The following is a 26204-nucleotide window of genomic DNA, read 5'->3' on the forward strand; positions in this document are numbered from 1 at the left end:
AAATACTTTATTTTGTTTTACTAAACTTGTAACCTGTAATTGCCACTATTTGAGTAATTAATCCCAATATACAAACTCCACTCCAACCAAAATGCATATAGCTATATGAACTAAATAAGGATCCAAAAGCTCCTCCTACGAAATAGGATACCATAAAAACTGTATTAATTCTATTACGTGCCATACCATCTAAAGCCTGTATTCTCGCTTGATTGGATACCAGACAGGATTGAACTCCTAAATCAAGTAATATAACTCCAATAATTAATCCCCAAATTTTAAAACCAAAGAATAGAAAAAATATATATGCTATTATTGTAATAATTATTGCTATACCAATAGTAAATTTAGGACTCTTTTTATCTGCTAGTCTTCCTACTGCCGGTGAAGCTAAAGCACCTGTAATTCCAACTAATCCAAATAACCCTGCTACTTCTGCCCCCATATGATAGTGACTTTCCAATAAAAAGGTAAGTGATGTCCAAAGTATACTGAATGCTGCAAACATCATAGCTCCATTAAATGCTGCTTCTCTTAAAACTGGCTGAGTTTTTACTATTCCACCTATAGATTTTATTAATTCACTATATTTTAATTTTGAAGTTGGCTTACATATGGGTACCGCTATCCTTATGATAACAGCTAAAATAAGCATCATTATGGCAGCAATGAAATAAACTACTCTCCACCCAAAATGTTGCCCTATAATTCCACTAAAAGTACGTGATAACAATATTCCTATTAATAAACCACTAAATACTGTACCAATTATCTTACCTCTAACTTTTGAATCAGCAAGTTCTGCTGACAGCGGCACCACAAGTTGAGGAACTACAGATGTAAATCCTACCGCAAAGGCTGCAATTGAAACTATTTTTATATTAAAAGATGAACCCATAAGCATAAGCGAACAAGCAGCGCAAATTAATAATATAACAATCATTAGTCTCTTCTCCTTTATGTCTGCCAAAGGTAATAAAAAGAACATCCCCACTGCATAACCCGTTTGAGTAAGCATTGCTACAAAACCTATATTTACTTCATTTACATTAAAAGCTCTTGCTATTTCTGAAAGCAAAGGCTGTATATAATACAAGTTTGCTACAGTAACTCCACAAGCTATTGCCATAATTAAAACTAAAGTATTGCTTAACTTAAAATTTGTTTCAATAGCAGTATCATTTTTCATAATCACCATAATCACTTCTTTCAAACAACTTTATATTTAGTCGACGTCGACTAAATATAATTCCATTATAGTAAACAAACTATTTTTTATCAATAGTTTGTTTATCTTAAATAAATAACCTCTTATTAGTATCTTTCAATTTATTTTCTACTAATATTGATTTAAAATTAATGTTTATTAATCCAATTTAATATATCTTTAAATACCACACTTCTATTAACTTCTCTTAGTATGCTATGTCTTTTTCCTTCATATAGATTAAAAGATATATCTTTTAATCTTTCTTCTCTATAAATATTAAATAATTCTTTAATACCATTACCAAAAGGATCATCACTACCTGATAGAAAAAATAGAGGCAAATCCTTTGGGATTTTTCTAAGATTATTCTTATCAATTCTATCTTTTAATGCATAAAAAAAATCCAAATAAAATCCTGTATTAAATTGTATATTAGCATAGGGTGATGATAGAGATTCCTTAAGCATTTTTTCGTCACTGGTTATCCAATCAAATTCAGTACTAGCTGGCTCAAATTTATCATTTAAATGTCCGAAAATAGCATTAAATGCCTCTAATGAAGGTTCCGATCTACCATATGTTTCCACTTCATTTTTAGCTATCCTTATTAAATTCCCAAACTTTTCTTCTCCCAAATCACTTATGGCACCAGTAAATATTATTCCATTTATACTATCCCCATATTTATAAGCATAGATTTGTGATAAAACAGATCCTAAACTATGACCTATAAGAAAAATCTTTTTATTAAAATATTTTCTTTTAATATCATCAGTCAACATTTTCAAATTGTTAACCATATGATTTAATCCATCTGTTCCAGTATTACCACCAGTATATTTATAGGATAAATCATTTATATCTCCAGCAGTCCTCCCATGGCCTAACGCTTCATTGACATATACTATATATCCATTTTGTATAAAAAAATCTGCGAACTCTTCATAATACTCAATAGTTTCACCTAACCCATGGGCAACTTGAATAATTCCCTTTACTTTATGTCTTTTTCTCGGATACCATACTTTTGTATAAATATTATTTTTATCATTATCTTTAAAGAAAAATACTTTTTCATTTACTGTATTCTCAACTTTTCTTAATGCATTTACTGACATATATACCTCCTCATAAATAGAACTTTAAGATTCAAATGAAAATTTTACTCCTATTGAACTTTAGAAGTAGTTATCATATAAACTAAAATATTTACCTTAACATATTGTAATTTTAAACTTTTAGACGAGCTAAAGGCTAAGTTTAATCTTTAAGATTAAACTTAGCCTTTAGTATATCTAATCAACTAAATTTAAATTTTTATATTAATTTATCCCCATAATTATCAAAACATTTTAATAAGCCTTCTGACCTTTTTCTTTTAATATCTTATTTAATATAGTTAAATCAGATTATTTGGAAAGTACATAATTCCTAGTATTCATATTTGTTTTATTTAATGTAATTATAATTCTTCTTAAGAGCTTTGTCAAACCTTTTATTAAAAATAAAAGTATCCTATTTTACATTAGCTTTTTAATAAACTAAGTATAAAAGGATACTTTAAAATAATTATTTTTAAACTAATTTTCATTAATAGTAGCATAATATTTAATTAGTTTATTTAATGCATTCTCAATAGAATCTTCAACATCAAAAGCTTCTATACCATTACTTCTCAAAATTCTTGAAGCTCCATCCCCTATTTGTGTTACTAAAACTATTTTACAACCTCTAAGACCTTCTATAGTATTTTTAAGTTTAGTTACATGATCTTCATTTTCACTATGAAAATCAGCTGATTTTCTTAATTCTACAAGTTTAAAATTATTCTTCTCCACTTCATAAACAAAAAACTGTTCAGCTCTTCCAAAATGTTGATTTATAGCTTTACCATCACTACTAGCAACTGCTATTTTATATGACATTTTATCACCCCACTATTCTTATAATACAGATTTGTTTGCTTGGAATTTGATTTAAAAATATTTTCCCTCAATATTAGAGGCAACATATTCTAAAGCATCATTAATAGAATCAGAAGTTTCATAAGTTACTATTCCTTTTTCAAATAGAATCTGGTCTGGGCCTACGCCAATCATACCTATAAGTACTACCTTGCAATCTAATAATAGGTTTATACTATTAAACATAGCACTTTCTTGATGCCCATTATCACCGCAGGAGGGTTTATTTTCTCTAACTTCTAGAAGATTAAATTTGTTATTTTCTATTTCATAAATTGTAAATTTTGAAGCCTTACCAAAATGCTGATCTACAAATTTACCATCAGAGCTTGCAATAGCAACCTTATATGACATCAAATCACCTCTTAAAAATAAAATTACATATATTATTCAAATGCTTTTTTGAATGCTTGATTTAAATCTGAAATAAGATCATCAGGATCTTCAAGCCCTACTGATATTCTAATTGTATTAGGAGATATACCAGAAAAATCTTGTTCTTCCTGAGTAAGTTCTCCATGAGTTGTCTTTGGAGAATTGATAATGAGAGATCTTACATCTCCTACATTTGTATGATAATTGAATAATTTTATTGCATCTAAAAATCTATTAATTTCCTCATCTGTACCCTTAAATCCAAAAGTAAAAATTGATCCAGCACCTTTAGGCAAATACTTCTCAGCAAGCTCTTTATATGGATTATCCTTAGCAAAAGGATGTTTAACCCACTCTACTTTATCATTATCTTCTAAATAATTAACTATTTTTTTAGTAGTATCTACTTGCTTCTGAACTCTTTCTGAGAGAGTCTCAATACCTATTAAAGATAAATAAGAATTAAAAGGACTAAGTGCTGCACCAAAATAAGCAAGATAATTCTTTCTTATTCTCCATGTAAACGGGAATTCAGGAAATACATCTAAGAAAGTTCTTGGTATTCCATTTTCATCTCTTAATGTATAATCTGTCTCTAAAAACTGTGGAAACTTTCCATTGGCCCAGTTAAATTTACCACTTTCCAAAACTAAACCTGCAATAGCATTACCATGACCGCTTAAAGCCTTTGTAGCTGAGTAAATAACAATATCAGCTCCATATTTTATTGGATTAAGAAGATATGGTGTAGCAAAAGTATTATCAACTATAAGTGGTATATCGTGTTCATGAGCGACTTTAGCAAGTGACTCTAAATCTGCTATTACCGCGTTTGGATTACTTATACTCTCAACAAATATTGCTTTAGTATCTGGTTTAATTTCTTTTGCAAGTTCTTCAGGATTGTGAAAATTTTCAGATTTATCTATGCTAACACCAAATTTAGGATATATCTTTTTAAAACTATCAATAGTCCCTCCATAAAGATATGGTGTTGTAAGAATTCTACCACCATTTTCAGCAACATTAAATAAAGTATAAGTAACTGCTGCCATTCCAGATCCTACTGCTACCGCTGCTGCCGCTCCATCTAAAGCCGCAACTCTCTGTTCCAAAACATTCGTTGTAGGATTACCTACTCTAGTATAAATAAATCCGGGTTCTGAAAATGAAAATAAATTTCTAGCTCGTTCTGCACTACCTAAATCAAAGGCTGCAGTTGCATAAATTGGCACAGAAGCCGCATAATTATGTTCAGCTGAATTGTAAGCTCCTCTTATCTTCAATGTATCAAACTTCAAGTTTTCATCTGCCATTTTAATTCCCCCAATTTTTATGATTATATTTTAATTAAACCTTGTAAGAACAACGGAATATATATCCTCTAGGAGCTTAAGCCCTCCACCATATCCTACATAAGAACTATTTATTATAAGTCTCTCATTTATAGGCCATGAAATTGATAGATAATGGGCTTTAGTGTCACTAGCTACTTTCTTTTCCCAGGAACTACCTAATATTAATGGATATCCATGAAAATCTGTATTCTTTATTTCATCATGTATTTTATATCCATCACTTGAGAACTCAACTTCTGCTTCTATTCCATAATTTAATTCTTTAAAATATCCTTCTATATCTTTTCTATACTTTTCTGGTGTATCATCGGTTATATACTGCTTTGATGGAAAGAGGCCAAAATCATTCACCAAAAATTTTGTTAAAGCAAGAGAATATTGAGCATCTGAAACTACAACAAACCTTTTTGCCATTACACGTGTTTCAAGAAATACATCTGCAAAACGCTCTATATAATAATAATATTCCTCTTCATGTTTAGTAATAATTTCTTCAACCTTTTCTTTTTCTACTCCAGTAAACTCACCAACGGCTCTAAGAAATTTACTAGTTTCAGTAGCTCCTATTGGAATAGTAGGATATTGAAGGTACGGAGTTCCAAATTTACTTTCTAAAAGCTTAACATTTTCTATGCCCACCCAAGGCGATACTAAAAGATTGAATTCAGCTTCTGGTATTTTATTTAAATTTTTAATTCCTCTATCATGACCAAATATTGTATTTGGTATTAACCCTAATTCTTCAACAAGCTTCTCCAGCTCTCTTAAATTTCCAAGCCAAAATGGATCATGTAATGGTATGCCAGCCCAAATATTCACAAGTCCTTTTGTCTTCTTATCTGTTGGTTTTAAATACTGTTCAATGATTGCCTTAATGACCCAATCATTTCCTTCATAATTATTACCTTTAAATCCAGGCGTAGATGCAAATATTACAGGCTTTTCAGCATCTTTAAAAGAACGTACAATTTCTTCAGTATCATCACCTATGACTTCTGATGTACAACTTGTCAATACTACATACAAATCTGCATCTATAACTTTAAGTGAATTTTCAATGGTTTCTCTTAGCTTTTTTTCACCACCAAAAACTACTTCTTTTTCACTTATATTTGAACAAGGAAATATATTATGTGAAAAGTGTCCAGAGCTTCCTGCCCCCCCTGCAAGTTTTTGGCCACAGCCAGGTCCTGAATGTAAAATAGGTAAAGCTCCTGGAATTGATTGTACGGTTTGCATAGCTGTTAAAGCACATTTATACCTTGGTTGATCTAATATTTTTGCCATATGCTTATTTTGCCTCCTTCTTTAAAAATGTTGAATTATTCTGGTTATACCACCAATCTGTATAAGGTAGTTTAACCCTAGCCGCTAAATTTTTTTCGAAGCTTCTATTTTTTATAGTATCAAGTACTGTATATGCAAAGTCCAATGTGCCTTTATAACCAAAAATCATATATTCATCATTTACACACAAGGCAGATGCTCCTTGTTTTATTGCCCATACTGTAGTACCTGGATGACGTGAGAAATATATATCTGGCTTATATTCATTTAATATATTCAAAATTTCATAATTTTGTTGATCTGCCACACTAACTTTAAAATTATAAGGTGAATGTTCTCCTAAATATTTAAGAGCTGCTGGCAATTCACCACTGTCATGTTTTTTATCATGATGCCATGATGCTGCCCAGACTACTTCCATATCTAATTCTTGAAGTACACGAGATACCTCATAGGTATAACCTGGTCCCATTCCAAGAACAGCTCTTAGACCTTTAAGTTCCTTCTTTACTTCCTCTATTTTAGGCAAATATATAGCTCTTTCTCTTTCTATATAAGCCTCAACTTCTGCTTCTTTATTTATAACTTTTCCTATACCTCTAAGCCAAGTTTCAAAACCTGAAACTCCTAATGGATTTATTGTATTTACAAAAGGCACTCCATACTTTTCTTGCAATCCATTTCCTAAATATGAACCTAAAACACCGCATATACTCACTGTTGCTAAGGATTCAGATAGATGAGATAACTCTTCAACTGTGGAATTCTGATATAAAAATAAAGGTTTAACACCAAAATTTGAGAATATATCAGTTATTTCCTCTCTGGCACTTTCATAAAAGTTCTTAAAATTTATTACATCAACCTTCTTTTCAGGTGGTTTTACAATGCTTGTAAGTACAGCATGATCTGAGGCATCAAATCCAGTTGCCCATATTCTTGATCTAAAGCCCTCACAATGTACAGCAGTTATTGGCACAGGTATCTCTTTCTTAAGTTCTTCAACAACACTATCAACATTTTCACCTATAATACCTGTTAAGCAAGATGTGCCTATAAATATTGCTTTTGGGTTATATCTTTTATAAGTTTCTAGAACTATTTCTTTAAGACTTCCTGTAGCACCAAATACTGTGTCTTTTTCATCCATATCAGTTCCTACAAATACTGTTGCATTTGTAATACCCCTTTTAGCTGCCAACTGCCTATTAGTAACATCTGTATTTGGAGCCATAGCAGTACATCCAGAAGGTGCGTGATTTATTATAGCTATATCTCTTATACCTGAAAGTTGACCTAGTGCACAACCGGCATTACAAGAACTAGACTGACTAAAGCATCTATCTCTATTTTTTAAACTTCCACATTTTGATTTATTAACAATATCATGAAGATCACCACTATAACCCGTTACAGAACCTAGACGATTCTCTCTTGTTGGTACTGCGGATATTTTAAAATTAATTGACATAGATCTAATCCTCCTAAATTTTTAAATATTTCTTATATATAGACATGCAACTGATTTATCTTTACTAATAAAGATTTTACAGTTGCATGTTGAAAATTTATAATTATCAATTAATATTATTCGTTTAAACCATATTGCATTAATATTTCTTCTAGTTTTTCTTGAGACATTGGCTTTGGTACTACGAACAAATCATTTCCGTCTATTTTTCTTGCTAATTCTCTGTATTCATTTGCTTGATCTGCTTCAGGATCAAATTGTATAACAGTTTGTTTATTTATTTCAGCCTTTGTTACCATTGGGCTTCTTGGTACAAAGTGTATTAATTGACTTCCTAGTTCTTTTGCAAATGCATCTAGTAATTCATATTCATTTTCAACTTTTCTACTATTACAGATGATACCACCTAGTCTAACTCCACCACTCTTAGCATATTTTTGTATACCTTTTGAGATATTGTTAGCTGCATATAATGCCATCATTTCTCCACTTGCTACTATATATATTTCTTGAGCTTTTCCTTCTCTGATTGGCATTGCGAAACCTCCGCAAACAACGTCTCCTAGTACATCATAGAATACATAGTCTAAATCGTCTGTATAAGCTCCAAGTTGTTCTAACATGTTTATTGAAGTTATTATTCCTCTTCCTGCACAACCAACTCCTGGTTCTGGACCGCCTGATTCAACGCATCTGATTCCACCAAATCCATCTTTTAATATAGAATCTAATTCTACGTCTTCTCCTTCTTCTCTCAATGTATCAAGAACTGATTTCTGTGCAAGTCCACCTAATAATAATCTTGTTGAATCCGCTTTAGGATCACAACCTACTACCATTATTTTCTTTCCCATAGCATTTAGCCCTGAAGTTAAGTTTTGTGTTGTTGTTGATTTGCCTATTCCACCTTTTCCATAAATAGCTACCTGTCTCATTTAAATTATCCTCCTAAATTTTTCATTATAGTTTATTTTTATTAAATTTTCACTTTAGATTAAATATTTTCTGTTACTTCTTTAGGTGTTTTGCTATAATCAGCAAACTTTATAAAATCTGCTGTTATTTTATAAATTGAAGACTCCTTAATATTACCATTTTCTACATTCTCTTTTATCAAAGGATAACGAATACTTATCCCATCTACAGCTTTTTTAAATTCACTTTCATCTAAAACTTCAATAGCTTTCCCACTTAGTGAAAGACTCTTAAATATTTCATAAGATTGATTTGGATTTTCAAAATAAAATGTCACAACTGGATTTTCTTTTATATGTTTAACTTTTTCAGTTTTCTTTGAAGTTAAAAAATATAAATCTAAACCATCATTAGAGAATGCTCCCATAGGTCTTATATATGGTCTTTTATTTTCTCCAACTGTAACTAACCATGCTAACTTTGACTGTTCTATATACTTAATTGCCTCATTTGATACTTCACTCACTTTACTAACCTCCTATGCCTATATATTTTTATGAATAAATTATACTGAATGGGCGTTTATTTATCCCTCTCAGTTTATCAACATTTTTAAATTACTCTAATTCTAAAACTAGGTATTGTTTATATAGAAATACAGTGCATTAAATTAAATTCTCTTAACTAATTAATAAAAACAGAAAGAGACCAATATCTAACTTCAAAAGACATATAATGAAGTTAGATATCAGTCTCTAGTTTTTCTAGTCAACTGTATATACATTACCAAGTATTCAAATGTGTTTATTAAGATTATAATTCTAAGAAAGTATTTTGTCAAATGTTTTTTTAATATAATTAATTTTTTCATAGAAATATCAGTTTTATGAATGCTCAAATACTATTATTCTCTTACACAATTAAATTTATTTTAATTCTCCAGTATAATAAGGATTTAAAGCATTAGTATATAAATCTGAAGCTTTTACTTTGCCTGGTGTTTCAAAGCCAGTAAATTTATTTCTTTCCGCTGCCTTAATCCAAAATTCAACTTGTTCTTGTTTAAGCCATTTTTGATCAACAGGATACGCATTACCAGATACATCTTTAACATTCATTTTTAAGTAATCCGCATCAATTTTTAATGCTTCATTATAATTATTCATTATATACTGCTGTGCTTTAAGATCTGCTACTATATATGCTTTCACTACGTCTGGATATTTTTTTATAAAATCTTCACTAAATGCACGAACAGCAAGCCCACTAGTAGTTCCATTACCAGCTGCTTCACCAATCTTATAACTTGTAGTAAGAACTTTCAAGCCAAGATTTTTAGCTTTCATATTATATGGAGCATGTAAAATAGCTACATCCACACTTCCCTGTTTAAGTGCTTGTACCTGTTGTTGATCTGGCATAACAACAATTTGATTTTTACTTACATCTGCTCCATTTCGGCTTAAAAATTCTGAATTCCAAAGTTCTGCACAGCTTCCTTTACTACTCATTGCAATTTTCTTTCCAACCAAATCTTTGGCTGAATTAATTTTTCCATCATCTCGTACAAACCATGTCATATGGGTTTTATCAAAGTCAGGACTATCTACCATACCTTGAAGTACAATTTTAAGTTTAGCTCCTGCTTGACGTGCCTGAGCAATTGTTACAACATGTCCTGAATTGTATAAATCATTATCACCTTTAACTACTGATTGGGCTAGACTTACATTAGCAGGCAAAACACCTGTATACTCAAGATTTATACCTACATCTTTTAAAAAACCTTTTTTATCAGCTATAATAATTTCATTAAAACCTGTTTGAGTTGGAACTTTAAGAGTAAATGGCTTTGTAAGCTTACCATTTACAAATTTACCTGTATAGGGTTTACTACTATCATTTTCACCTTCTGATGTAGCTGTAGCTTTTGATTTTCCACATCCTGCAAATACTGTCATGGCCATTATTACTCCTAATAATAGTACTAAAATTTTCTTCATTTGATACCCTCCATCACTAATTTTATTTTCTATTTTAGTTCACCTTTATAATATGGATTTAAATCATTAGTATATAAATCTGAAGCTTTTACTTTTTCTGGTGTCTCAAATCCACTTAATTTGTTTTTTTCAGCCACATTAATCCAGAAATTGATTTGTTCTGGTTTAACCCATTTTTGATCTGGATATGTTAAACCACCCATATCTTTTGTGTCCATTTTTAAAAACTCACCAGCAGTTTTCAATGCATCATCAAAATTATTATTTATATATTGTTGTGATTTAATAGTAGCTACTGTATATGCCTTTACTACATCAGGATATTTCTTTATAAAATCCTGAGTAAATGCACGAGCACCAACCCCACTAAGTCGACCATCACCATCTTTTTGTGCAATATCATAACTTATAGTTAATACTTTTAGTCCCCCATCATTCCTAGCCTTTATACTAAATGGGGCATGCAATATTGCTACATCTATGTTTCCTTGCTTAAGCGCTTGTTCCTGCTGTTGATCAGACATAACAACAATTTTAGTTTTATTTATATCTATTCCATTTTGACGTAAAAATTCTGCATTCCAAAGTTCTGCACAACTTCCCTTACTACTCATTGCAATTGTCTTTCCCACTAAGTCCTTTGCCGATTTAATATTACTATCATTCCTCACAAACCATACCATATGATTTTTGCGCGGATCATCACTATCACTACTTCCTGTAAGTACAATTTTCAGATTTGCACCCGCCTGCTGTGCCTGAGCAATTGTTGTTATATGACCTGCAGTAAACAAATCGTTCTGACCTTTAACTACAGATTGAACTAAGCTTACATTTGGAGGCAAAACGCCTGTAAATTCAGGAACTATTCCTACTTCTTTGTAAAATCCTTTTTTATCAGCTATAATAGATTCTTCAGTAAATCCTGTAGGCGTTGGCATTTTAAGATGAAATGGCTTTGTCAATTTTCCATTAACAAATTTACCTGTATATGGTTTTGTACTATCTGCAACATCAGATTCAGATGCATTATTATGTGACGTATTAGAAGTTGATTTTCCACATCCTACAAACAATGACATAATCGTTACTACACTCAATACTACTGTTAAAAATTTTTTCATTACTTTGTGCACTCCTTTAGTCTAAATATTAAAATCTATTTATAGTACAAATTTGACAGTTAAATATGTGTTAATTCTGTGGTTTCCAAACACAAATCTTCTTCTCAAAAGCTACTATAATATAATTTACAATAATTCCTATTAGGGACATTGTAACAATAGATGCATACATCTTTGATATCTGATATTTCATTTGTGTATCATATAATAAATATCCTAATCCAGAGCTTGCCCCCATCATCTCCGCTGCAATTAAAACTAAAATTGATGAGGTTGCACTAATTCTTATACCTGTAATAATGGATGGAAATGCAGAAGGCAATACTACTTTTAAAAATATTGTTAATTGTGGTGATGCCATAGATCTTGCAGCTTTAATTAAATTTGGATCTACATTTTTTACTCCATTGACAGTATTCAATAATATAGCAGACCAAACCCCCCAAAAAACTATAGCAACTTTAGAAGTTTCACCTATTCCGAAGAACAGCAGAAAAACTGGTAGTAAAGCAAGTGTGGATGTTTGCCTAAATAATTGAAGTAGTGGATCTACATAAAATTCAATTTTTTTAAAAGAACCTATAATAAGCCCCAAAGGTATAGCTAACAGCAATCCTAAACCAAAACCCATTAAAGAACGTCGTAAACTAATTGCTATATTATCTATAAGTTCTCCAGAAAGTAACATTTGAAAAAATGTATGCATTACTACAGAAAATGGTGGTAAAAAATTGCTATCAACAAGACCTATCCTAGGTATTATTTCCCATATTAATAGAAATATTACTATACCCAATAATTGTCTTAAATTGAATATGAAATTTACAATTTTTAAAAAAATAAATTCATCTTTTGATTGCTTTGCCTTCCTGAGTTTTATAGAATTATCTAATGTTTGATTCATTTTTTATTACCTCCTATGAAATAAAAATTTTAAATCAACTATTTTATTGTCTTGGTTCCTATAAATATTCTCCACATTTAGCAAACAAAAAAACCAGAGACTATAAGTATAAATAACTTCTTACTTATAGTCTCTGGTTTTCCAGTCGACTAATATCATAGTTTACCAATATGTTAACTTTACTTCATTATAAGTAAATTCTATATAATTGTCAATAATTATATCAAGATATCTTGAATAAATCATATAAAATGCTTTTATAAAAATATAATCTCCACCAACGTAAAGTAAGTGAAGATTACAAATTCATTTAGTCTTATCTTTCTGGTAATATCTGATGAGATTAACTCTATCAAACAAAGTCGCTTTGTTTGCAAAGACTTCATCGTAACATTCCCTCTACCTTTCTAGATAAGTCTCTCTATTAAGTTTTATATAATTATTTATAGTAGACAAAAGTAAATATTATATTATAGCCTGAAGTTTCAAACTATTGGTTCCTATTTCATTCGCCCTAATAATTGCTTTTCTAATTAGGTCTCCACTTACCTTAAAATTTAAGTTATCCAATTCGTCAGAATTGAAATTAATACTATTAGCTATACTTTGTATCTTATCATCTACATTATCTTTTATTCCCAGCTGAGCTAATGTAACTGGTAATTCTAACTTATTGAGTAAATTAACAAGACCGTCTATTTCCCTTTCACTTTTTCCTTCTAGAATAAACTGTACAATCAAACCAAAAATAACTTTTTCACCATGTAGAGTTCCCTTTGTATCTGGAATATATGTTAGACCATTATGGACAGCATGTCCTATTGCCGCTCTATGTTTTCCGCCATTTATGCTTCCAACTAATCCAGCTAAAATTATGATAGAATCAATTACATCTTTATATTGATTCTCCGTATTGTTATCTTCGCCTTCTGTTCCCAATTTATCAACATAATTTTCTAGTATATTAAGTGCTAATTTTGATGTTTGCAATCCTATTCTTAAAGTAAGATCACTACTATTTGTTAGATGGGGTGCTGCTTCATACCATTTTACAATAGTATCACCAATACCTGCATTTAAATATCTGGCAGGGGCTTTTGAGATTATATTAATGTCCGCCAATATTAATTTAGGGGAATTTTTCAATAACCAATAATCCGTATGTTCACCTTTGTCATCATATATTACAGATAGGGCTGACCAAGCTGCACAGGTTGCAGCAATAGTTGGAACTGTTACTACAGGTAGATTGGTTTTCTCTCCTACAGCTTTTACTGTATCAAGTACTCTTCCTCCACCAACTCCTATAATTAAATCCACTCCTAATTCATTAGCCAAATCAGCATATTTATCTATATTTGCAAGGGTACAATATCCCTGAAACGTTTCAACTTCATATTTAATTTTTTCATCGCTTAAGCTTTTTAAAAAATCTTCTTCTGCTATATCCAAGGCTCTTTTGCCTCCGATAATCAAAGCATGATTCCCTAATTTTGAAATATATTTACCACCTTCTCGTAAAATATTTTCTTCATTAATGTAAGCTTCTGGAGCTTTAATCTTTATCATTATATCACCCTTTCAAAATTCTTTATAGCAGCCTTTAACTCTTCAACTACTAACTTATTTTCTTCAGGTTTTCCAATTGTAATTCTAAGCCAGGTTGGCATATTATATTCGACACCAGCACGAACGGCAATCCCATTTTTTAGAATTTTATTGGATATTTTTACACTATCTTCCTCCACATTAACCATTATAAAATTAGTCTCTGTTGGTATGTATTCAAGACCAATTTCATCAAATTCTTTATAAAAGAATTCTTTGCCTTTATTATTATTGCTAACACATGCTCCTCTAAAATTCTGATCTTCTAAACTAGCTATAGCAGCTGCTTGTGCTAAACCATTAACATTAATAGGCAATCTTATTTTATTCAATTCACCAAGCAATTTCTTATCTGCAATTCCATACCCTATTCTGAGTGCTGCCAATCCATAAACTTTAGAAAAGGTCCTTAATACTATTATGTTAGAATACTTATCTACTAGAGAAGCTGTCTGTGGATAAGCTTCATTTGTAGCAAATTCATAATAAGCTTCATCTAACACCACTAATATATTTTTAGGTATTGAATCTAAAAAATCTATTAGCTCTTCTTTACCAAAAATAGTCCCAGTTGGATTATTTGGATTGCATAACCATATAACTTTAGTTCTGCTGCTTATCCTGTCCTTCACTTCTTTTAAATTTATTGAATGATTTTCAAGAGGAATTTCAACTGGAACCCCATCCATAGCTAAAGTTACAACCTTATACCAACCAAAAGATGGTGTTGGTATAATTGACTCATCTCCTGGGTTAATAAAACCTTGAGCAACTAAATTGATAAGTTCAAAAGAACCATTACCAAAAATCAATTCTTCTTCCTTCAAATTGTAGGTATAAGCTAATTTTCTTCTAAGTTCAGTGCATAAACCATCTGGATAAAGATAAACACCTTTTAATCCTTCTTCAATTGCCTTTAGAGCTAAAGGTGATGGTCCCATTGTATTTTCATTTGCTGATAATCTCAATATATTACTAAGACCTAATTCCTGCTGTATTTCTTGAAGTGTTTTAGCAGGAGCATAGGATAGTATATTATCTAATGCTTTTCTACAGCTAAGTTCTGACATAATATCATCCCTTCCAAATAATGTTAAACTTTTAATAATAAATTAACCCACATAATTTATTATTTTATTGCATACCCAGTGCAATAATTTTTCTCTATACTAAACCCTCTCATAAATAAATCTCACAATTTTATCTTACTGAAAATCTTGAAGCACTGCCGAATATATGTCTTCAGTTAAACGTAATGCACCTTCATATCCTAGGTATGATCTACTAAGTACCATCCTATCACTTATAGGTGTAGATATAGAAAGTTGATAGCCTTTAACTTCTTTGGAAATCACTCTATCCCAACCACTTCCAAGTATAAGTGGTTTGGTTCTAAATTTAGTGTTTCGCAAATACTCTTTTATATTTCCACTATCACTTGTAAAAGTAATTTCTCCCATAAATGTATTAGATCCTTCATCAAAACTTTCTCTTATTTGTTTTTCATATTCTTTAGGTGTATCATCTGTAATAAATTGCCTATCTCCCAATAAACCCAAATCATTTGTCAAAAATTTAGATATACCTAATGTATAGGCACTATCTGCTATAGTAACAAAATGTTTTGGAAGCAATCTAGTTTCAAGTAATACATCTGCTGCTCTTTCTATATAGTAGAAATACCTATCTTCTTCCTTTTTGATTACATTCTCAACAACCTTACTTTCAATGTTAAGCAAATTTCCTATAGTTCTTAAAAATTTACCCGTTTCTGTTGGACCAATAGGAAGTGTTGGATAATGAACGTATGGTGTACCAAATTTTTCTTTAAGATGAATTACATTTTTAAGCCCTACCCATGGAGATATTAATAAATTGTATTGTGCTTTAGGCACATCATCTAGTGCACTTATTCCTTGACCAGGTCCAAAGATAATATTAGCTTTAACTCCTATTAGTGATAGCAAGTTTCTCAATGTTTCATAATTTCCGGCCCAAAAGGTATCTTGATATGGTACTGTAGCCCATATATTTATAAGTTTATCTTCTATTTTATCTACTGGCTTTAAATATTGATCAATAATAGCATCAATAATAAGTTCATGCCCGATAAAATTACTACCTTTAAATCCACCTGTTTCAGCATATACTATTGATTTTTCGCCATTTTTGAATTCCTTAACAACATCGGGGACATTATCTCCTACAATATCTGAAGTACACCCAGTTAATACTACATAGAGATCTGCATCCATTACTTTAAAGGAGTTTGAAATAACATTGCGTAGTTTCTTTGCTCCACCAAAAACAACTTCTTTTTCCCCTACATCAGTACATGGTATTGAGTGTCCACCTATATATCCTGTTCCTTGACATCCATTCTGAAGTCCTAGTGTAGCCCATATCTTTGCAGCACACCCTGGTCCAGCATGTATTATAGGTACAGCTCTTTCTATAGCAAGTACTGATTCATATCCACCCAGTGTACAAACATGTCTTAACTGTTCAACTACCTCACTCATTATTTCACCTCTTCTTCAAGAAACTTAAATGTATCCTGTTCAAACCACCAAGAAGTGTATGGTAATTTAACTCTTTTTGATAGACTGAGTGCAAGATTATTATTTGCTAAAGTATCTATTATTCTGTAACCCAAATCTATTATTCCCTTATATCCAAAGGCACTAAATTCATCGGCTACCATTACTGAAGGTATACCCATTTTAGTTGGCCATACTGTAGTGCCAGGATGTCTTGATATATATAAATCAGGTTTAAGTTTATTTAGTAAATTTAATATTTCAAAATTCTGCTGATCACATACACTTATTGGAACATCATATTCTTTCTCAGATAATTCAATAGATGATTCTGGTATACTACCATGATCATATTGCTGATCAAAATGCCATGAAGCCCCCCATACCACCTTAATGCCAAGCTCATTTAATACCCTGATGTAATTATGAGAAAAACTTGGTCCCATACCAACTACTGCAGTTTTTCCTTTTAATTTTTCTCTTATTTCTTTAAGTTCTGGTGCAATTTTTTCTTTTTCTTTTTTTATATATTCCTCTACTTCATTTTCCTTACCTACAACTTTACCTAAACCTCTTAACCAACTATCCATACCTGCAATTCCATGAGGCTGAAGAGATTTAACATAAGGCACTCCATATTTTTGCTCGAGCCCATTTCCAAAATAGCTCCCAAGAGTACCACAGATACTAATTGTTGCCGCTGACTCAGACATTTTTGATATTTCATCTATTGTGGAAAAAGGAACTCCAAATTTAGGCACAAGTCCAAAATTAGCTAATATTTCTATTACATAATCACGACCACTGCCATTAAAAGTTAGCATATTAATAATTTCAGGATGCTTTTCTTTTGGTGGTTTTACTATCCTAGTTAACAAGGCATGAAAAGCAGAATCAAATCCCGTAGCCCATATCTTCGATCTGAATCCCTCACAGAATACAGGTACGACTGGTATGTTTATTTCTGCTTCTATTTCATCTGCAATACTTTTGATATCATCTCCAATAATTGCTGATGCACAAGAAGTAGTTATAAATATAGCCTTAGGATTAAATCTTTTATAAGCTTCTCTTATACCGTTTCTTAATTTAGATCTTCCACCAAAAACAGTAGTTTCTTCCGTCATATTAGTATTAATTACATTTACATTTCTTTTTTCTAGATTCCTTATATTTTGTCCCCATTGGAAATTGGTATTTTCTCCAATAACATCTGCTGAACACCCACGTGCTCCATGGTTTACAATAGCTGCATCCATTATACGTGACAAATATCCTTGAGCACATCCAGAGCTACAATTAGTAGCCTGACTGAAGCATCGCTCTTTATTTTTAAGGCAACCGCTCTTAGCCTTTTTTACAAGATCTTTAACGGTTCCAGTATATCCAGTAATTGCACCCAGTCTACTTTCTCTATTAACGGCTTCTATCCTTTTAATATTAATAGACATAAAACTTATCCCCCCATATGAAGATTTCATTATTAATTATGCATATAAGCAAAAAGACCGAGTATCCCCACTGATTGGTGAAAATACTCAGTCTCCAGTTTTTCTGGTAAACTATTATGGTATTTGTCGTATATTCCAAATATATTTAACCATGTGAAAAAGTTTCAAGTCTTTCATTTATTACTCCATAAAGTTTTAATGAAAGGTCTTCTTTACCTGGTATTCCACATGCATCCGCACGGCAATGTTTGCAATGTCTAAATACTCCAAGGTATTTTTCAGCAGTTATTCTTGCCTTATCTAGCTGTTCACAGGTAGGAGCTGGAACATGACTTAAATCATGCTGTGGTATTAAAGGTATGATGTTATATAAAGTAGCTCCAGCCTCTTTTACAGTCTTTGCTATTTCTTCTATATGTTCATCATTAATTTCTGGAATAAGCACAGAATTTACCTTTACCACTACACCTAAACTACTTATTTTAGCAATTCCTTTAAGTTGTGCCTTTATAAGTATATCTGCCGCTTCTTCTCCATGATATACCTTGCCATCTAGTACTATGTGAGATATAATCTGACTCTGAATCTTTGGATCAACACCATTTACGGTTACTGTTATAGTTCTTACTCCAGCATCATAAATATCCTGTGCATAACGATAAAGTAACAATCCATTTGTACTCAAGCATTTTACAAGATCAGGATAAGCTTTGTCCACAAGCTTAAAGGTTTCAATAGCCTGTGGTGTTGCTAAAGTGTCACCAGGTCCAGCTATACCTACTACTGTTATTTGAGGACAAAGTTCTAGTGCTCTTCTAACAGTATCTACAGCATCCTTAGGATCTAATATTCCATTTGCAACTCCTGGTCTTTCTTCATTACTATTGCAATCTCTCTTACAGAATTTACACTGAATATTGCACGCTGGGCTTACTGGAAGGTGAATTCTTCCAAAATTATGATGAGCTTCTCCACCTAAGCAAGGATGTATTTTTGCAAGATGGGCAAAACCTGAATCCTTATGAACTTTTATCATAAATTTTCCTCCTCTTAAATAAAAACTTGAATTTTATATATTTAATAATTATAAAATCCTATAGACAAAAAAGACTAAGTCCTATTTACTCCTATAGAACTTAGCCTCCAGTTTTTCTGGTAAACTACAATTATCAATTCCAAGTATTCATATTTGTTTTGTTGAAATTATTATAAATCTTATTTTAAGCTTTGTCAAATATAAATTTATTTTTTCATAAATATGACTTTATTTTTTAGCTTTTATAAAAGCTTGCTCTAAATCATCTATTAAATCTTGTATATTTTCTATTCCAATAGATAATCTTATTGCATTACAGAATGCTCCAGCTTTTTCTCTATCCTCATCGCTGAGAGATCCATGAGTAGTTTCTGCAGGTTGTGTAGCCAATGACTTCGAATCACCTACATTCACAAGAAAACTAAAGACTTCTAGACTATCAAGAAATGTATCTATTTCTTCTTGATTTCCATTAAATCCAAAGGACAATATTGAACCTGCTCCATTGGGAAGATATTTTTTAGCTAATCCACTATTAACATTATCTTCGATAGTAGGATAACTTACCCACGAAACAGCTGTATGCTTAGAAAGATATTTTGCTATTTCTTCTGTATTCTTAACTTCTCTATCCAATCTCACTGACAGCGTTTCAATTCCTTGAAGAATCAAAAAAGCATCAAAAGGACTAAGTACCGCACCAAAATTTGATAAATAATGTATTCTTACCCTTGTTGCAAACACTGCTGTTGGAAATAGTTCATATAAGTTTTTATTTTGCGCCTTATAATCTAATCTTGTAAAATGTGGAAACTTACCATTATTCCAATTGAACTTCCCATTTTCCACAATTAATCCTCCAAGTGTAGTGCCGTGCCCACCTATGGATTTTGTAGATGAGTATACAACTATATCAGCTCCAAAATCAAAAGGTCTTAAGAGATGTGGTGTTGGAAAAGTATTATCCACTATAAGTGGAATTTCATTTTCATGAGCAACTTTTGCTACTTCTTCAATATCCAATATGTTTATCAGCGGATTTCCTATAGTCTCAGCAAATATTGCTTTTGTATTAGGAGTAATAGCCTTCCTATAGGATTCTGGATCATTAGGATCTTCTACCCAATTTACTTTTATATTAAATGCTGGTAATGTATGCTTCAATAAATTAAATGACCCAGCATACAAAGAAGCTGGTGCAACTATTTCTCCTCCACCTTCTGCTACATTTAGTATTGAATAAGCTACAGCAGCCATACCTGAAGCTACGGCAATAGCTGCTGTACCTCCCTCTAGTGCAGCTATTCTTTTTTCAAGTACATCTATAGTTGGATTACCACTTCTAGTATATAAAAATCCTTTTTCCTCATAACCACGTATTCTTCTTAATCTTTCTATACTTCCAATATTAAAAGAGGCAGTTTGATAAATAGGCACTGCTGATGCATAATTGTGTTTCTCTGGATCATAACCACCTCTTAATTGCAAAGTTTCAAATCTATAATTTTTCTCTGACATGCAAAAACACTCCTTAAAATAATTTATTAAAAATTTAAAACTATATATGTTACAATAAATTATGTTCATTGTAAAATAGCTATTTTGTTTAAAGCTTGTCTATTAGCCATTATTGATTAAAAGCATAATTTTAATTGTAACCTACATATTAGATATCTAAAAAGAAATAACAAGCCAACTATATAAACACACTGACCGGTTATTTCTTTATATGCTCTATAGAAAATTATTTTATTTATAAAATCAACAAATATAATTATTATATAAAAACTCTAATGAAGATTTCTATACTAAGCATATCTAAATGCTATAATATTGTATGCTATTTTATAATACGTAAGTGCGAGAATAACTGAGTAGATAAATATCTTTCTCCGGTATCCGGTAATATGGCAACAATATTTTTACCTTTATTCTCTATTCTTTTTGCTATCTCTGTAGCAGCAAAAACTGCTGCTCCTGAAGACATTCCTACTAGCAACCCTTCTTTTTGAGCTAATTCTCTTGATGTCTCAAAGGCTTCATAATTCTTTACTTTATATATTTCATCTACTATATTCAAATTAAGTATACTTGGAATAAAACCTGATCCTATGCCCTGAATTTTATGTGAACCTTTTGATCCTCCTGACAAAACAGGTGAATCAAAAGGTTCTACTGCAATAATCTTAACACTGCTTTTTTTCTTCTTTAAATTTTCTCCTACTCCAGTTAAAGTACCTCCTGTACCAACTCCGGCAACAAAAATATCTACTTTTCCGTCTGTATCTCTCCATATTTCTTCACCGGTGGTTTGTCTATGAATATCCGGATTTATAAGATTTTTAAACTGATGTGGAATAAAGGCATTAGGGATTTCACCTGCTAACTCATTAGCTTTTGATATTGCTCCTCTGATTCCATATGTTCCAGGAGTTAAAACTAGTTCCGCGCCTAGTGCTTTAAGCAAATTTCTTCTCTCAACACTCATAGTTTCTGGCATAGTTAATATAAGTCTATAACCTTTTGAGGCTGCAACAAAAGCCAATGCAATTCCTGTATTTCCACTGGTAGGTTCAATTATAACTGAATCCTTATTTATTAGTTCCTTATCCTCTGCATCCTTAATCATAGCATATCCAATTCTATCTTTAACACTTCTTGATGGATTAAAATACTCTAATTTGACAATTACTTTAGCCTCTATCCCTTTATACTTATTGTAGTTAGATATCTCTAACAATGGAGTATTCCCAATTAAATCCACTAATTTTCTAGCGATTTTCGACATGTGATATCCTCCTAATTTCCTGATTATAATCCTGCTACATTATTATTTATATCACTACTTACTTTAAATAACAAATTTACAAATTTGCAGTTGGAGATATCTCCTCAGCAATATTACGATGCTCATCTATTATTTTAGTACTTTTTTTATCTTCTACATTGTGTAATAATTCCCATACTTTATGGCTTAACCAATTAAAATCAGGAGAATTTCTAACGTCTCCAAGTTTTCTTGGCCTTGGTAAATCTACATTTATAATTTCCTTTACCTCGCCAGGATTAGCTGATAATACAGCAACTCTATCTGCAAGAAATACTGCTTCTTCAATACTATGAGTTATAAATACTATAGTCTTATTAGTTTTTTCCCATATTCGTAATAGTTCTTCTTGCATTACTTCTCTAGTCTGTGCATCAACAGCCGCAAATGGCTCATCCATAAGAAGTACCTCTGGATCATAAGCTAATGCTCTAGCTATTGCCACCCTCTGTCTCATACCACCAGATAACTCATGAATATATCTGTCTTCAAATCCATTTAATCCAACTAAATCAATGTATTTTTGACTTATTTCCTTTCTCTCCTTTTTAGAAATTTTTTTCAATTCTAAACCATATTCAATATTTTTTCGAACATTTCTCCAAGGGAACAAAGCATATCCTTGTAATACTATTCCGCGATCTAGAGCTGGACCCTTTACCAATTTACCATCAATGTATAATTCTCCAGAAGTTGGTTTTGAAAGCCCTGAAAGTATATCCAAGAATGTTGATTTACCGCAACCACTTGGCCCAACCAAAGTAATAAACTCACCTGCACGTATTTCTAAATTAATATCTTTAATTGCAACAAATTCTTCTACTCCTTTTTGACCTCTATTTTTTACAGTGAAAGTACGCGTTATATCTTTAGCTAAAATTTTTATTTCCCTTTGATCCTTTTTAGAACTAATATTGCTATCATATTTTTTAGAAGATTCATCTTCTTTATTAATAAATACATTTTCTTTTAATACAGTATTTTCTCTACTCATATACAGACACTCCCTTTACAATCTTTTATTTTTTTAATATACTCACCTATTCTTAGATTTCTGTAATTGACAATATAAACTTCCTTTTTATATAGTTGATGAATCGTCTTTCCAAGTAATTATTATACGTTCTAATAGAACCAAGAGTTTTGTTATTACTATTCCAAGTAAAGCAATAGTAATTGCTGCGGCATATAATTTATTAATATTATAATTGTTTTGCGCATTTAGTATTAACCAACCTAATCCCTTACTTGCTCCTATCATTTCTGCAGCAATAAGCATTAAAAATGCAGTACCAACGGAAGATCTAAGTCCTGAAAAAATCAAAGGTGCTGCTCCTGGCAAAACAACTTTGTAGAAAAGTGACAACTTAGGTGTAGCCATAGCTCGTGCACCTTTTATTAATAATGGATCAATACCTTTCACACCATTAATTGTGTGGAATAATACTGGCCATATAGCTACCCAGAAAATTATTGCTACCTTTGCCACCTCACCAATTCCAAAGAATAAAATAAATATAGGGAAAAGTGTGAAAGGATTAATTTGTGCAAATACCTGTAGTAGTGGATCTAGAATCTCTTCAAATTTTTTAAACCATCCTCCTAGTAGAAATCCTAGTGGAACACCTACTAATACAGAAAGTGCGAAACCTTCTATTGCCCTTGATAAACTTGCCTGTATATGGGTAATTAATTCACCAGTTGCTAATAACTGTCCCATAGTCACTATAATATCTGATAATGATGGTATAAACTGTCTGTTTACAACTCCCATTGTAGGCAATATTTGCCATAAAGCAAAAAAGATTATTAATGCTATAGATTTTCTGAAAATTATTTCTAATTTATCAATAATCCCCCCCTTATTATCGTTACTATTAGCTGCAGCAATTTGCATATAAAACTCCCCCTTGTAAAAAATATTTAATATTATTCAGGTTGTTAAATAACTATTTTTAAATAGGCAATTACTGCTTTTAGATAAAGCAATTATTTTACGTATTTCAAATCCAGTCATTAAACAACCCTTTATTTATTATTCAAATTTGTGTGTTATGATATCTTCTGGTTTAAGTTTGCCTTTAGGTATTACTTTATTTCTTTCTAATTCATTAAGCCATGGTTTTATTAAGCTGTCATCTATTTTACTGCTTGTAGCATAATAATGGCTGGCATTAACTGGCTGACCAATAGCTTTTGAAGTTAATTCTTGAGCTTCTTTAGGATTATTATTTGCCCAAGTTTGAGCTTCAATCATAGCCTTAACAAACTTCTTAACTACTTCTGGATTCTTTTGTGCAAAGTCTTTAGTAACAACGTAATATGATAAACCTGCTGTTGGTCCAAGATCAGTATCTGCAGTATCTGCAATTTGCACCATTCCTGCATCCTCCATAGCTTTATAGTACGGTGGATGAACTCCAGCAACATCAACTAAACTTTGACTTAAAGTCTGTACTGCCTGAACATCTGGCATACTACTCCATTCTATTCTATCCCTTGACAGTCCATTTTTATCAGCTATGGTATTAGCAAGAAAATCTGCACATATATTTGTAGTAATAGTTGAAAATTTAAGCTGCTGACCTTTTTTATAATTTACTAAGTCTTTAAATGATTTAATACCACTCTTTGGATTAACATACCATCTCATATGACGATATTTAGGATCAACATCTGGTCCTGGATCTATTCCTGCTGGTCCAATACCTACTAAAGGTGCTCCTCCAGCTATAGCAACTGCATAAGTATTTGGATGTCCATCCCATATATCATTATTACCATTTAGTACTGATGGTATCTGCTGAGCTGATTGAGTTGTACCAGTGAATTCTACTTTTAATCCGTATTTTTTAAGAAACCCTTTTTTATCAGCTACAACCCAAGGTGTAGATCCACAATCAACTCTAGTCCATGTTTTTATTGGAATTAATCCGTCTTTATCTGGTTTTAAAACATCTCCCTTTGACGACGATGCACTAGCAGACTGTTTATTACCACAACCGACAGCTACTAAACTTGTTAAACACACTAATGAAGCAATAATTAATACAAGTTTTTTGTTAAATCTTTTTTTAACCATTAAAACTCCTCCTAATTTTCATCCTAAAGTTCAATAAATATTGTCATTTGTATAAAAGATCTTAATTTATATAATCATTAAAAGCTCTCCCCCTCTACAGAATAAAATGAAAAAAAGACCAAACCCCCTCAAATTCATGAGAAAACTTAGTCTCCAGTTATTCTGGTCAACCTAATATAATTATATATTATTCCTATCTGTTTAGTATACAATACTACAATTTATCTATGTTGTCAATAACTTTTTATACTTATTTACAGTATATCTTTTGTAATCTTAAAATCACATGGTCATAAAGTATTATTTTTTCATTATCTTTGAGAGATAAAACAATTTATAATAATTAAATAAATTAATTAAGGCATATGAAAATAAATAACAAGTCAAAGATAGGTTGTATATTTTGAATCTTACAATGAAACGGGTTCTGATGATAGTGGTGCTATCAGAGGGTTCTGTTAACGTAGTATGATTCATAATAGACTAGTATACTGACTAGTTATTTATTTGAACATGCCTAATATAAAAAACTAAATTATTATGTCGAATATGCAATTACTCTGTATTAACTTTGCATAAATAAAATGATTTATATATTACTTATATGAAATTTTATATTGATAAAATTAATTATTTGAAATATGAATTTATTAATATATTATTAATAAATTCATATATTATTAACATATTCTACATCATAATTACACATAAGGGTAATTTTTTTGTTGACAATATTCTAATAAAGTAATAGAATCTAAAAAAAGGCATATTAAAAATATAGAAATAGTATGTAATACTTTCTATTTAAACTGACCAGAAAACTGGAGGTTAGGTTTATCTTCTTGAATTTAAGAAGATAGATCTAGCCTTTTCTATTTACAAAAATATCTTAGATTAGGCATATGAAAATAAATAGTAAGTCAAAGATGCGGCGGATATTTTTAATCATACAAGAAAACGGGTTCTGTTGACGTAGTAGGATTCAAAATAGATTAGCATACTGACTAGTTATTTATTTGAATATGCCTTAATAATAAAAGGGAGATGAT

General features: G+C 31.2%; 22 protein-coding genes. All 22 read right to left on the reverse strand.

Annotation, left to right across the window (positions count from 1 at the left end; translation table 11 throughout):
* Positions 1–7 precede the first annotated feature (7 nt).
* The 22 genes from RH99_RS06245 to RH99_RS06350 all read right to left on the reverse strand — a co-directional run bounded on the left by RH99_RS06245 (position 8) and on the right by RH99_RS06350 (position 25155).
* On the reverse strand, positions 8–1189 hold the full coding sequence (locus RH99_RS06245) for an MFS transporter (protein WP_026038419.1): 1182 nt from the start codon (positions 1187–1189) through the stop codon (positions 8–10).
* 167 nt (positions 1190–1356) lie between these two features.
* Positions 1357–2328: an alpha/beta fold hydrolase gene (locus RH99_RS06250; RefSeq protein WP_010235435.1), complete on the reverse strand. Its 972-nt coding sequence runs from the start codon at positions 2326–2328 to the stop codon at positions 1357–1359.
* 462 nt (positions 2329–2790) lie between these two features.
* Positions 2791–3135 carry a NifB/NifX family molybdenum-iron cluster-binding protein gene (locus RH99_RS06255; RefSeq protein ID WP_010235437.1) on the reverse strand — a complete coding sequence of 115 codons (345 nt, stop codon included), beginning with the start codon at positions 3133–3135 and terminating at the stop codon, positions 2791–2793.
* Positions 3136–3186: 51 nt separating this feature from the next.
* Entirely contained in the window at positions 3187–3528 is a 342-nt protein-coding gene (locus RH99_RS06260; protein WP_010235441.1) for a NifB/NifX family molybdenum-iron cluster-binding protein, read from the reverse strand.
* A gap of 32 nt (positions 3529–3560) precedes the next feature.
* Positions 3561–4865: an O-acetylhomoserine aminocarboxypropyltransferase/cysteine synthase family protein gene (locus tag RH99_RS06265; RefSeq protein ID WP_010235444.1), complete on the reverse strand. Its 1305-nt coding sequence runs from the start codon at positions 4863–4865 to the stop codon at positions 3561–3563.
* A 30-nt stretch (positions 4866–4895) separates the two neighbouring features.
* The gene (locus RH99_RS06270) at positions 4896–6194 is read right to left on the reverse strand and encodes a nitrogenase component 1 (RefSeq protein WP_010235447.1); all 1299 of its coding nucleotides are present in this window, start codon (positions 6192–6194) and stop codon (positions 4896–4898) included.
* Positions 6195–6198: 4 nt separating this feature from the next.
* A complete protein-coding gene (locus RH99_RS06275) occupies positions 6199–7665 on the reverse strand; it encodes a nitrogenase component 1 (protein ID WP_010235451.1) in 1467 nt (488 codons plus the stop codon).
* Between the two features lie 116 nt (positions 7666–7781).
* Positions 7782–8600 (reverse strand): nitrogenase iron protein, encoded by an 819-nt coding sequence (gene nifH / locus RH99_RS06280; RefSeq protein WP_010235454.1) that lies wholly within the window; start codon positions 8598–8600, stop codon positions 7782–7784.
* A 59-nt stretch (positions 8601–8659) separates the two neighbouring features.
* The gene (locus RH99_RS06285) at positions 8660–9106 is read right to left on the reverse strand and encodes a pyridoxamine 5'-phosphate oxidase family protein (RefSeq protein ID WP_010235457.1); all 447 of its coding nucleotides are present in this window, start codon (positions 9104–9106) and stop codon (positions 8660–8662) included.
* Between the two features lie 400 nt (positions 9107–9506).
* A complete protein-coding gene (locus RH99_RS06290; RefSeq protein ID WP_010235460.1) occupies positions 9507–10583 on the reverse strand; it encodes an ABC transporter substrate-binding protein in 1077 nt (358 codons plus the stop codon).
* 29 nt (positions 10584–10612) lie between these two features.
* On the reverse strand, positions 10613–11707 hold the full coding sequence (locus RH99_RS06295) for an ABC transporter substrate-binding protein (protein WP_010235462.1): 1095 nt from the start codon (positions 11705–11707) through the stop codon (positions 10613–10615).
* A gap of 70 nt (positions 11708–11777) precedes the next feature.
* Positions 11778–12611 (reverse strand): ABC transporter permease, encoded by an 834-nt coding sequence (locus RH99_RS06300; RefSeq protein ID WP_010235463.1) that lies wholly within the window; start codon positions 12609–12611, stop codon positions 11778–11780.
* A gap of 465 nt (positions 12612–13076) precedes the next feature.
* Positions 13077–14180 carry an iron-containing alcohol dehydrogenase family protein gene (locus tag RH99_RS06305; RefSeq protein ID WP_010235466.1) on the reverse strand — a complete coding sequence of 368 codons (1104 nt, stop codon included), beginning with the start codon at positions 14178–14180 and terminating at the stop codon, positions 13077–13079.
* Positions 14180–15289, reverse strand: coding sequence for a histidinol-phosphate transaminase (gene hisC, locus RH99_RS06310; protein ID WP_010235468.1), 1110 nt, complete (start codon positions 15287–15289; stop codon positions 14180–14182). Before hisC ends, RH99_RS06305 begins: the two co-directional genes overlap by 1 nt.
* Before the next feature lie 135 nt (positions 15290–15424).
* Positions 15425–16741 carry a nitrogenase component 1 gene (locus RH99_RS06315; protein WP_010235471.1) on the reverse strand — a complete coding sequence of 439 codons (1317 nt, stop codon included), beginning with the start codon at positions 16739–16741 and terminating at the stop codon, positions 15425–15427.
* Complete coding sequence (locus RH99_RS06320; protein WP_010235472.1) at positions 16741–18210, reverse strand: nitrogenase component 1; 1470 nt, start codon at positions 18208–18210, stop codon at positions 16741–16743. The genes RH99_RS06315 and RH99_RS06320 overlap by 1 nt, the downstream gene beginning before the upstream one ends.
* Positions 18211–18355: 145 nt before the next feature.
* Complete coding sequence (locus tag RH99_RS06325; RefSeq protein WP_010235474.1) at positions 18356–19246, reverse strand: radical SAM protein; 891 nt, start codon at positions 19244–19246, stop codon at positions 18356–18358.
* Between the two features lie 228 nt (positions 19247–19474).
* Positions 19475–20764, reverse strand: a complete 1290-nt coding sequence (locus tag RH99_RS06330) for an O-acetylhomoserine aminocarboxypropyltransferase/cysteine synthase family protein (protein WP_010235476.1) — start codon at positions 20762–20764, stop codon at positions 19475–19477.
* Between the two features lie 322 nt (positions 20765–21086).
* A complete protein-coding gene (gene cysK, locus RH99_RS06335; RefSeq protein WP_010235479.1) occupies positions 21087–22034 on the reverse strand; it encodes a cysteine synthase A in 948 nt (315 codons plus the stop codon).
* A 76-nt stretch (positions 22035–22110) separates the two neighbouring features.
* Positions 22111–23067 (reverse strand): ABC transporter ATP-binding protein, encoded by a 957-nt coding sequence (locus RH99_RS06340; RefSeq protein WP_010235482.1) that lies wholly within the window; start codon positions 23065–23067, stop codon positions 22111–22113.
* Between the two features lie 87 nt (positions 23068–23154).
* Complete coding sequence (locus RH99_RS06345) at positions 23155–23970, reverse strand: ABC transporter permease (protein ID WP_010235484.1); 816 nt, start codon at positions 23968–23970, stop codon at positions 23155–23157.
* A gap of 138 nt (positions 23971–24108) precedes the next feature.
* Positions 24109–25155: an ABC transporter substrate-binding protein gene (locus tag RH99_RS06350; RefSeq protein ID WP_010235485.1), complete on the reverse strand. Its 1047-nt coding sequence runs from the start codon at positions 25153–25155 to the stop codon at positions 24109–24111.
* Between the last annotated feature and the right edge of the window lie 1049 nt (positions 25156–26204).

This window comes from Clostridium arbusti SL206, from assembly GCF_000246895.1.
Taxonomy (GTDB): Bacteria; Bacillota; Clostridia; order Clostridiales; family Clostridiaceae; genus Clostridium_I; species Clostridium_I arbusti.

Excerpts from the sequence above, each read along its gene's own strand:
- RH99_RS06295 (WP_010235462.1), bottom strand. The coding sequence starts at position 11,707 with ATGAAAAAATTTTTAACAGTAGTATTGAGTGTAGTAACGATTATGTCA.
- RH99_RS06345 (WP_010235484.1), bottom strand. The coding sequence starts at position 23,970 with ATGCAAATTGCTGCAGCTAATAGTAACGATAATAAGGGGGGGATTATT.
- RH99_RS06320 (WP_010235472.1), bottom strand. The coding sequence starts at position 18,210 with ATGTCTATTAATATTAAAAGGATAGAAGCCGTTAATAGAGAAAGTAGA.
- RH99_RS06290 (WP_010235460.1), bottom strand. The coding sequence starts at position 10,583 with ATGAAGAAAATTTTAGTACTATTATTAGGAGTAATAATGGCCATGACA.
- RH99_RS06245 (WP_026038419.1), bottom strand. The coding sequence starts at position 1,189 with ATGAAAAATGATACTGCTATTGAAACAAATTTTAAGTTAAGCAATACT.
- RH99_RS06325 (WP_010235474.1), bottom strand. The coding sequence starts at position 19,246 with ATGATAAAAGTTCATAAGGATTCAGGTTTTGCCCATCTTGCAAAAATA.
- RH99_RS06350 (WP_010235485.1), bottom strand. The coding sequence starts at position 25,155 with ATGGTTAAAAAAAGATTTAACAAAAAACTTGTATTAATTATTGCTTCA.
- RH99_RS06260 (WP_010235441.1), bottom strand. The coding sequence starts at position 3,528 with ATGTCATATAAGGTTGCTATTGCAAGCTCTGATGGTAAATTTGTAGAT.
- RH99_RS06330 (WP_010235476.1), bottom strand. The coding sequence starts at position 20,764 with ATGTCAGAGAAAAATTATAGATTTGAAACTTTGCAATTAAGAGGTGGT.
- RH99_RS06265 (WP_010235444.1), bottom strand. The coding sequence starts at position 4,865 with ATGGCAGATGAAAACTTGAAGTTTGATACATTGAAGATAAGAGGAGCT.
- RH99_RS06250 (WP_010235435.1), bottom strand. The coding sequence starts at position 2,328 with ATGTCAGTAAATGCATTAAGAAAAGTTGAGAATACAGTAAATGAAAAA.
- RH99_RS06305 (WP_010235466.1), bottom strand. The coding sequence starts at position 14,180 with ATGATAAAGATTAAAGCTCCAGAAGCTTACATTAATGAAGAAAATATT.
- nifH (WP_010235454.1), bottom strand. The coding sequence starts at position 8,600 with ATGAGACAGGTAGCTATTTATGGAAAAGGTGGAATAGGCAAATCAACA.
- RH99_RS06275 (WP_010235451.1), bottom strand. The coding sequence starts at position 7,665 with ATGTCAATTAATTTTAAAATATCCGCAGTACCAACAAGAGAGAATCGT.
- RH99_RS06315 (WP_010235471.1), bottom strand. The coding sequence starts at position 16,741 with ATGAGTGAGGTAGTTGAACAGTTAAGACATGTTTGTACACTGGGTGGA.
- hisC (WP_010235468.1), bottom strand. The coding sequence starts at position 15,289 with ATGTCAGAACTTAGCTGTAGAAAAGCATTAGATAATATACTATCCTAT.
- RH99_RS06270 (WP_010235447.1), bottom strand. The coding sequence starts at position 6,194 with ATGGCAAAAATATTAGATCAACCAAGGTATAAATGTGCTTTAACAGCT.
- RH99_RS06340 (WP_010235482.1), bottom strand. The coding sequence starts at position 23,067 with ATGAGTAGAGAAAATACTGTATTAAAAGAAAATGTATTTATTAATAAA.
- RH99_RS06300 (WP_010235463.1), bottom strand. The coding sequence starts at position 12,611 with ATGAATCAAACATTAGATAATTCTATAAAACTCAGGAAGGCAAAGCAA.
- RH99_RS06255 (WP_010235437.1), bottom strand. The coding sequence starts at position 3,135 with ATGTCATATAAAATAGCAGTTGCTAGTAGTGATGGTAAAGCTATAAAT.
- cysK (WP_010235479.1), bottom strand. The coding sequence starts at position 22,034 with ATGTCGAAAATCGCTAGAAAATTAGTGGATTTAATTGGGAATACTCCA.